The organism is Enterococcus sp. RTP21361st1_A6_RTP21361_211029 (assembly GCF_040910045.1).
Classification (GTDB): Bacteria; Bacillota; Bacilli; order Lactobacillales; family Enterococcaceae; genus Enterococcus_D; species Enterococcus_D gallinarum.
Genome location: NZ_JBDGBK010000201.1, coordinates 1 through 1,543 on the forward strand (window position 1 = coordinate 1; position 1,543 = coordinate 1,543).

Below are 1,543 nucleotides of genomic sequence, written 5' to 3' on the forward strand. Positions count from 1 at the left end.
TGTAGTGACCCCAAAAAGTTAGACTTTTATGGAGTGGAGAAATCCACTCCTTTTTTGTATGATAAGATTAACTGTTAGACAGCTGTTTTTACAGCTTCTCGAAACTGAACCGGACTTCGCCAATTTAATTTCTTTTTGATGCGTTTATGGTTGTAATAATAGATATATTGGTCAATTTTTGTTTTCAATTCATCTAAACTCCGATAGACTTCTCCGTGAAAAATCTCTTGCTTTAATAAACCAAAGAAGTTTTCCATAGGTGAGTTATCTAAACAATTCCCTTTACGAGACATACTCTGGAAGATTTTATGCTGCTTCAATTTATTCTTATAAGCATTCATTTGATAGGCCCATCCTTGATCTGAATGGAAGGTTCTACGAAATGGACAATCATTTGTCATCTGGATTGCTTCTTCTAATCCTTCCATTATGGCTAGTGCGTTTGGTTTTTCAGAAATCCGATAAGATAGAATTTCACTATTGTAGAAATCCATGAAAGGATCTAAATACAGCTTTTTCTGACGAACGACACCTGTGGTGTCTACTTCATAATACTTAAACTCTGTGGTATCAGTTGTAATTTTTTGGTGACAGATATTTGTATAAAACCGACGATGAATACGATTTTTGGCGACAGTGCCAACCTTCCCACGATAAGAATTGTACCGTCGAGATTTTCGAGTGTAAGACTTTACTTCGATACCTAGTTTTTTTATCAGACGTTGAATCTTCTTTTTATTGACATGAATCCCTTGATTCTCTAATTCTTTTTTTAGTCGCAGACAGCCGTAATCTTTATGATCTTTGCGAATTTCAAGCATTTTTTCTTCAATTTCTTGGTCTGGGTTTGGTCTGTCAAACCGTTTCTGCCAATACATATAGGTTGCTTTAGGAAATTTCAATGTTTCAAGAAGCTCAACTAGTTTGAATGATCCTCGGAGGCTGGCGATGATTCGTGCGATTGATTCTTGCGTCTTTGCTGGGCTTCCTGTTTTCGCAGCTTCCTCAACTCTTTTAAAAAGGCATTCTCAATTTGAAGGGATCGGACTTGCTTTTCTAATGCCTTGATACGATCGCGTTCTTCAGTTGTTGTATTTTCTTTTTTGTTTTCTTTTTTTCTAGTCAAAGTAAGTGGTCGCCCTTTCTCTTTTGAGAGCCCCTCAATACCTGCTTCTCTGAAATTACGCATCCAATTGGCAATAAGCGCAGGGTTGTTCATTTCTAAAGTGCTAGCAACTTCTCGATAGGACATCTCACTTGTTTGATATAACTCTAGCGCATTTAACTTAAATTGAACAGAATATTTCTGATTTTGATGCTTTCTCAATAGACCTTCCTCTCCGTATTCACGATAGACATTCACCCAATTACTTACTTGAGACTTGCTTGAAATACCGTATTTGTTGGCAAGATACCGATATCCGCCCACGCCACTAAGATATTCTTTAACGATTTTTAGTTTTAATTCAAAAGGATATTTTGCCATACAAATAACGACCCCCAAAAGTTAGATTTTTTGGTCTAACTTTTGGGGGTCGCTTCA

The 1,543-nt window shown here is 36.7% G+C and carries 1 pseudogene; it reads right to left on the bottom strand.

Features of this window, described 5'->3' with window-relative positions:
• Positions 1–74: 74 nt before the first annotated feature.
• A pseudogene (locus tag AB5Z52_RS17010) lies at positions 75–1,486 on the bottom strand (IS3 family transposase).
• Between the last annotated feature and the right edge of the window lie 57 nt (positions 1,487–1,543).